At 32.9% G+C, this 6,718-nt stretch carries 6 protein-coding genes; 4 read left to right on the forward strand and 2 right to left on the reverse strand.

Annotation, left to right across the window (positions count from 1 at the left end; all coding sequences use genetic code 11):
- Positions 1-7 precede the first annotated feature (7 nt).
- From bamA to murI, 4 genes are all read left to right on the forward strand, one after another.
- Positions 8-2,548 carry an outer membrane protein assembly factor BamA gene (bamA, locus tag JOOMADRAFT_RS06650; RefSeq protein WP_008612128.1) on the forward strand — a complete coding sequence of 847 codons (2,541 nt, stop codon included), beginning with the start codon at positions 8-10 and terminating at the stop codon, positions 2,546-2,548.
- A 117-nt stretch (positions 2,549-2,665) separates the two neighbouring features.
- Positions 2,666-3,490, forward strand: coding sequence for an OmpH family outer membrane protein (locus JOOMADRAFT_RS06655; RefSeq protein WP_008612129.1), 825 nt, complete (start codon positions 2,666-2,668; stop codon positions 3,488-3,490).
- Positions 3,491-3,633: 143 nt separating this feature from the next.
- Positions 3,634-4,143: an OmpH family outer membrane protein gene (locus tag JOOMADRAFT_RS06660; protein WP_008612130.1), complete on the forward strand. Its 510-nt coding sequence runs from the start codon at positions 3,634-3,636 to the stop codon at positions 4,141-4,143.
- Between the two features lie 75 nt (positions 4,144-4,218).
- Positions 4,219-5,007 (forward strand): glutamate racemase, encoded by a 789-nt coding sequence (gene murI / locus JOOMADRAFT_RS06665; RefSeq protein ID WP_008612133.1) that lies wholly within the window; start codon positions 4,219-4,221, stop codon positions 5,005-5,007.
- A gap of 144 nt (positions 5,008-5,151) precedes the next feature.
- Here the strand turns inward: murI and JOOMADRAFT_RS06670 are convergent, their stop codons facing one another.
- Positions 5,152-5,640 (reverse strand): dihydrofolate reductase, encoded by a 489-nt coding sequence (locus tag JOOMADRAFT_RS06670; RefSeq protein WP_040879591.1) that lies wholly within the window; start codon positions 5,638-5,640, stop codon positions 5,152-5,154.
- A 3-nt stretch (positions 5,641-5,643) separates the two neighbouring features.
- Positions 5,644-6,036, reverse strand: a complete 393-nt coding sequence (locus tag JOOMADRAFT_RS06675; protein WP_008612135.1) for a 2TM domain-containing protein — start codon at positions 6,034-6,036, stop codon at positions 5,644-5,646.
- Positions 6,037-6,718: the final 682 nt, after the last annotated feature.

The following is a 6,718-nucleotide window of genomic DNA, read 5'->3' on the forward strand; positions in this document are numbered from 1 at the left end:
AAATATCATGTCTAAACGATATTTGGGTGTATTTATTTTACTATTACTATCCTTCACTAATTATTTAAATGCGCAAGAAACTTCTTTCGATAAAGGTAAGAAATATATTCTTGGTGGAATTGAGGTAACTGGTGTAAAAGGTTATAATGAGCAAACAGTTATAACATATACCGGTTTGAGAACTGGTCAAGAAATTACCGTTCCTGGAGAACAAATAAGTGAAGTTATTAGTAAACTATGGGGTTTAAACCTTTTTAGTGATATTAATGTTTACAAAACTAAAATTGAAGGAAATAAAATTTTCCTCGAACTTAATGTAACCGAACTTCCAACACTTTCTGATGTTAAAATAACAGGAATAAAAAAGAAAAAAATTGACGACATTGAAAAGGATGCCGATCTTAAAAAAGGGAAAAAGGTTACTGAGAGTTATATTTCAAATACAAGAAACTACCTAGTAAATAAATATAAAAAAGAAGGATATTTAAATACAAAAGTAAATATCAACACTATTCCAGATACCTCTGAGGTGAATGCTGTTAAAATGGTAGTTGGAATAGATAAAGGTGAAAAAGTTAAGATTAAAGACATTTCCTTTAATGGAAATGAAAAACTAAGCGAAAAGAAACTTAGATCTGCAATGAAAAACACCAAAGAAAAAATGGTGTTGCGTTTTTGGAAGAAATCAAAGTTTATTCCAGAAGATTTTGATGCAGATTTAGTGTCTATTGTAGATGCCTATAAAGAGAAAGGGTATAGAGATGCACGTATCACTAGAGATTCTATTCTTTATAATGACGATAGTACTATAGATATCCAGATTGATTTAGAAGAAGGAGATAAGTACTACTTTGGAGAAATTGATTTTGTTGGAAATGCTGCTTATACCGACGAGCAATTAAGTCGTGTTTTAGGATTAAAAAAGGGAGATGTATATAATGGAGTCTTATTTGATAAGCGTATTGCAGACCAAACAAAACCAGATGGACAAGATATTACCAACTTATATCAAAATAATGGATATTTATTTTCGCAGATAAATCCTGTTGAGGTTTCTGCCAAAAATGATACCATAGATTTTGAAGTAAGAATTATTGAAGGGAAATTAGCTTATTTTGAAAATGTAACGGTTACTGGGAACGATAAAACAAACGACCACGTAATTTATAGAGAGCTAAGAACTAAACCTGGTCAGTTATATTCTAAAGATAATGTGGTAAGAACTATTAGAGAGCTAGGGCAACTTGGTTATTTTGATCCTGAAAGTATAGCTCCAGAAATCTTAGACCCAAATCCACAAAACGGAACAGTAGGAATTAATTATGCGGTAGCAGAAAAAGGATCTAGTCAAATTGAACTCCAAGGTGGTTACGGTGGAGGAGGTTTTATAGGAACTTTAGGGCTTTCTTTTAATAACTTTTCCATAAGAAATATCTTTAATAAAGAAGCGTATAAGCCAGTTCCAATGGGAGACGGACAAAGACTGTCGTTGCGTTTGCAAGCAAGTAGATTTTTCCAAACATATAGCTTCTCTTTTGTGGAGCCATGGATGGGAGGAAAAAAACCTGTACAGTTTTCTACTTCTATAAACCGTACGCTACAGTTTAGATACAATCCTAGAACAGGAGATGCCGATAAAGATCAGCGTTTTGTAATTACAGGAGCAACGGTAGGTTTGGCAAAACGTTTAAATTGGCCAGATAACTACTTCCAGTTATCTCATGCTTTGAGTTTTCAGCATTACGATCTTCAAAATTATCAAACTTCGTTGTTTAATTTCCCTAACGGATATTCTAATAACTTAGCCTATACCATAGCATTGTCTAGAAACAATACTTCGGTAAACCCAATTTTCCCAATGGCAGGTTCTGAGTTTAGTATTAGTTTAAAATTAACAGCACCATATTCATTATTTAATAATATAGATTATGCAAATCTAGGAGATGATCCAGATTATCAAACTGTAGGGCCTAACAACGAAATTATTCCTGATGCAGAAAAAATAGATCAAGAAAAATATAAATGGTTAGAGTTCTATAAAGTAAAATTCAGCGGAAACTGGTATACTAATTTATTTGCTAAATTGGTAATGAAAACAGGAATGGAGTTTGGATTCTTAGGAGCTTATAATCAAGATAGAGGGGTAATTCCATTTGAGCGTTTCTTCCTTGGGGGAGACGGATTAGGAAATTATACTTTAGATGGTAGAGAGAATATACAATTAAGAGGATATCCAAACCAGTCGCTTTCTGGAAATGATGGATCTACGGTTTATAATAAATTCTCATTAGAAATGCGTTATCCTATTACATTGAAACCAACTGCTTCGATATATGCATTATCATTTTTAGAAGGAGGAGCGTCTTATGACAACTTAGAAAGTTATAATCCATTCGACCTAAAACGTTCTGCAGGACTTGGAGTACGTATATTTATGCCTGCTTTTGGATTGTTAGGAATTGACTTTGGGTATGGATTTGATCCTATCCCTGGGCAGATTGAACCTAGCGGATGGCAAACACATTTTATTATTGGACAACAATTTTAATTTGTGGCACGATATTTTCTATATAATTTATGTTTTTATAAATATCTATTACTTAGAAAGATTGATAAGTAAGAAATTTTTGTTTTCTTCGTATTCAGAAATTAAAAATTTAGAAGGATGAAAACTTATGTTCTTTTTATATTGATAGCTTTTAGTACGTTTTCTGGTATTGCACAGAGAGGAGTAAGAATTGGCTATGTTGATATGGATTACATTTTACAAAATGTAGAAGAATATCAAATGGCAAATAAACAATTGGCTTCTAAAGTGCAAAAATGGAAAGGTGAAGCGGAAGATCAAGAACAGACTATCCAAAAGATGTGGGCTGATCTAAATGCTGAGAAAATTCTTCTAACAAAAGAACTTATTCAAGAGCGTGAAGAGGAAATCAACGCTTTGGAAAGACAGATGAAAGATTACCAGCAAGATAGATTTGGACCTCAAGGCGATCTAGTTAGACAACGAAGTCAGTTAGTGAAACCTATTCAAGATCAAGTTTTTAATGCTGTTCAAGAAATTGCTGCTAATAAAAAATACGATTTTGTTTTTGATAAATCAGCAGATGTTGTTATGTTGTACTCCGATAAGCGCCACGACATAAGTGAGCAGATTTTAAGAAGTATTAATGTAACCCGAAAGCAAGAAGATAGGAAAGCGCCTAATAGTGCCTTGGATGAATTTCAGGAAGAAGAGAAAGATCCAGAGCTAAAAGCTAGAGAAGAAGCTTACGAGGAGAAAAAGGAAACAATAGCGAATGATGTAGAAGCGAGAAGAGAAGCTAAGTTGAAAGAAATTGAAGCGAGGAAAAAAGCATACGAAGAGCGGAGACAAAAAATGTTAGAAGAAAGGGAGGCCAGAAGAAAAGCTAAACTTGAAGAAAGAGAAAGATTAAAAGAAGAAAATAAAAGTTCAAACACGACGGAAAACGAAGAGGGAGAATAAATATGGAGCCTAAAATAATATCAATTAAAGATAAAAAAAAGGCTGCAACATAAAGGATTCAACACAGTAGTTGAAAAATTTAAATCTCACTTTTAGTGAGTAATTAATTAACAAGTAAATATTTTTAGAAATTTTAGAAAACCATGAAACACTTTAAAACATTAGTAATTGCAGTTGTATTAGCAGTAGGATCGATAAGTTTTGCATCTGCTCAGAGTAAAGTAGCTCACATTGATGTTCAGCAATTAATGAAAGACATGCCAGCAATGAAAACTGCACAGGCTGAATTGCAAAAATTAAGCGAGAATTATCAAAACGATATTAAAACAAGTTACCAAGAACTTCAAACTAAAATGTCGCTTTACCAAAATGAGGCTGCTACAAAATCTCAAGATGAAAATCAAAAGAGAGCTGCAGAAGTAGACGGAATGCAAAAAACAATCATGCAAGCACAGCAACAAGCGCAAAAAGAACTTCAAGAAAAAGAGCTTGAATTGCTTCAGCCTATTATGCAGAAAGCAAATGATGCTATTCAGAAAGTAGGGAAAGAAAAAGGTTTCCAGTATGTATTAGATGCTTCTCCAGGATCTGGAGTTATTTTAGCTGAAGGTACTGATATCATGGCAGACGTAAAAAAAGAATTAGGTTTCTAAGAAACAAATTAATTTTTTATTAAAATATTCGAAACTGTCTACAGAAATGTAGGCAGTTTTTTTATTTTTACTATTATGAACACACAACCTATAGGTATTTTTGATTCTGGTGTTGGAGGAACTTCCATTTGGAAAGAGATCTATAAATTACTGCCTTCAGAGGCTACTATTTATTTGGCAGATAGTAAATATGCGCCCTATGGAGAGAAAACACAAAAAGAAATACTCCAATTAAGTATTAAAAATACAGATTACCTCTTGTCTCGAGGATGTAAAATTATTGTAGTGGCGTGTAATACTGCAACAACAAACGCTATAGATTATTTAAGAGAAAACTATAAAGTTCCTTTTATTGGAATTGAGCCAGCTATTAAACCAGCAGTTTTGAATTCTCAAACAGGGGTAGTTGGAGTGTTAGCAACTAGAGGAACCTTGGCAAGTAGTTTATTTACAAAAACAACTGCTTTGTATGCTAAAGACAGAAAGGTTATTGAGCAATTTGGAGACGGATTAGTTCCTTTAATAGAAGCTGGTCAAATTGAAAGTAAAGAAGTGGAGGTTTTGTTGCAAAAATACCTCACGCCAATGGTGAAAGAAAATATTGATTATTTAGTACTAGGCTGTACACATTACCCATATCTTATCCCGCAGTTAAAAAAAATACTGCCAAATACAGTAACTATTATAGATTCTGGTAGTGCTGTTGCAAAACAAACACAAAAGGTACTACAGGAGAATCTACTTCTAAATAATAGTAATAACAAGGCAGTCATTGAATTTTACACCAATAAAGAAGTCGAAGTTTTAAAGTCCTTATTAGGAGAATATGCTGTAGAAAGTAAAGTCTCTTATTTGGAGTTTTAATCCCTGTTTATTAGGAAGGGGCATTATGTTTGAAACAGTTTTTCAGCAGCCTATTAAAAAAAGGTCAGAATCTAAATTTAGAATCCAACCCTTAATATTATTTATCCATTTTCTTTGGGGTAATGTTTGTAAAATTAATCTGAATTATTCCTTTCTAATATAAGTCAAATAAGTAAAGCTATAATTGTGTTTTTCATCTTTCTCATGGTGTTCTTCAGATACTAATTCCCAATCCTTAGTATTAATTTCTGGAAAATAAGCATCCGCTTCAAAAGTTCCATGTACGCGTGTCAGTTCAATTTTATCAGAAAATGGGAGAGCAAGTTTATATATTTCGCCACCACCAATAATAAAAGGTTGCTCATCATCTGTAGCTTCCTTAATAGCGGCCTCTATATTATTGACAACAATACAACCATCTGCGGGCTTGTAATCTTTCTGTCTAGTAATTATTATATGTTTTCTGTTGGGCAGCGGACTAGGGAAACTCTCATATGTTTTGCGACCCATAATTATAGCATGTCCTGTTGTTAACTTTTTAAATCTTTTAAAGTCGTCTGGCAAATGCCAAACCAAATCATTGTCTTTTCCAAGAGCATTGTTTTCTGCAGCTGCAGCAATCATTGTAATCATTAATTATAAAGTATTTTCAGTGTTATTTTCCAATGGAAATTCCTTTTCAACTTTCACTTGCAATTTAGCAATTCTGTCTTTCTGTTTAGTAACTAATTTTTCACGCTGATTCCTTTCCCATTCTTTCCCCAAAAATCTATCTGTTACATATACATTAATAATATGCATTAAAAATAAGAATCCCCAAGCAGAAATTCCCCATATAAACCAATTGTATGATTCGCCATATTTTAAAAACTTATTCATTACAATCATTATTACACATCCTATCAAAAAGATTACAAAGTGGTAATACAATCTCTTTTTTTGTCGAATCCTCGCCTGTGCTTTTTCAATTAATTCATGTTGGTCAAGCTCTATTTCGTGTTTCGGTTGTATTTTGTTTTTTGAAAACATAGTTTATCTTTTTTATAAATTTACAAAATCTGTATATATATAGAATAAAAGTTAGGCTAATTATTTTTCTATCTACTACTTTTTTATCAGTCTTTATTCTTGTTTGAAAGAAGTCCGAAGACCGAAGTCAGGAGTCGGGAGTCGGGAGTATAATGGGAGAGGCAAGAATAAAGAGCAAAGAGTATAGATGCATTCTAACTCTTTTTCGAATTTGTAGTTAACCATTAACTAAAAACTAAAAACTTACTGCTTATTGAAAGAAGTCCGAAGACCGAAGCCGGAAGTAAAAGGGGATACAAGAATAAAGAGTATAGATTTTTGTATTCTTTATAGAATTTGTAGTTTGCCATTAACCATTAACCATTAACTAAAAACCATAAACTTACTGCAAACTGAAGACTGCCTGCTGATCACTAAACACTTTATTAATGGCGTGTCCCTTCGGGTCGGGCTCTACGCTTTATCTTTCTTCGTGCCTCATAAAGGATGCCGCTTCGATCCCTCACGCAAACAACACTATATATGTGTACTTTTTAGTTTAAGTAGATTGAAAGATTGAAAGATTGAAAGATTGAAAGAAGACCGAAGATCGAAGTCAGGAGTCGGAAGTAAAAGGAGAGGCAAGAATAAAGAGTAAAGAGTATAGATTGTTTCTAACTTTTTTCGAATTTGTAGTTTGCCA

Source organism: Galbibacter orientalis DSM 19592, from assembly GCF_000260115.1.
Taxonomy (GTDB): Bacteria; Bacteroidota; Bacteroidia; order Flavobacteriales; family Flavobacteriaceae; genus Galbibacter; species Galbibacter orientalis.

Coding starts and splice junctions, on each gene's coding strand:
- bamA (WP_008612128.1), top strand. CDS start 8: ATGTCTAAACGATATTTGGGTGTATTTATTTTACTATTACTATCCTTC.
- JOOMADRAFT_RS06655 (WP_008612129.1), top strand. CDS start 2,666: ATGAAAACTTATGTTCTTTTTATATTGATAGCTTTTAGTACGTTTTCT.
- JOOMADRAFT_RS06660 (WP_008612130.1), top strand. CDS start 3,634: ATGAAACACTTTAAAACATTAGTAATTGCAGTTGTATTAGCAGTAGGA.
- murI (WP_008612133.1), top strand. CDS start 4,219: ATGAACACACAACCTATAGGTATTTTTGATTCTGGTGTTGGAGGAACT.
- JOOMADRAFT_RS06670 (WP_040879591.1), bottom strand. CDS start 5,640: ATGATTACAATGATTGCTGCAGCTGCAGAAAACAATGCTCTTGGAAAA.
- JOOMADRAFT_RS06675 (WP_008612135.1), bottom strand. CDS start 6,036: ATGTTTTCAAAAAACAAAATACAACCGAAACACGAAATAGAGCTTGAC.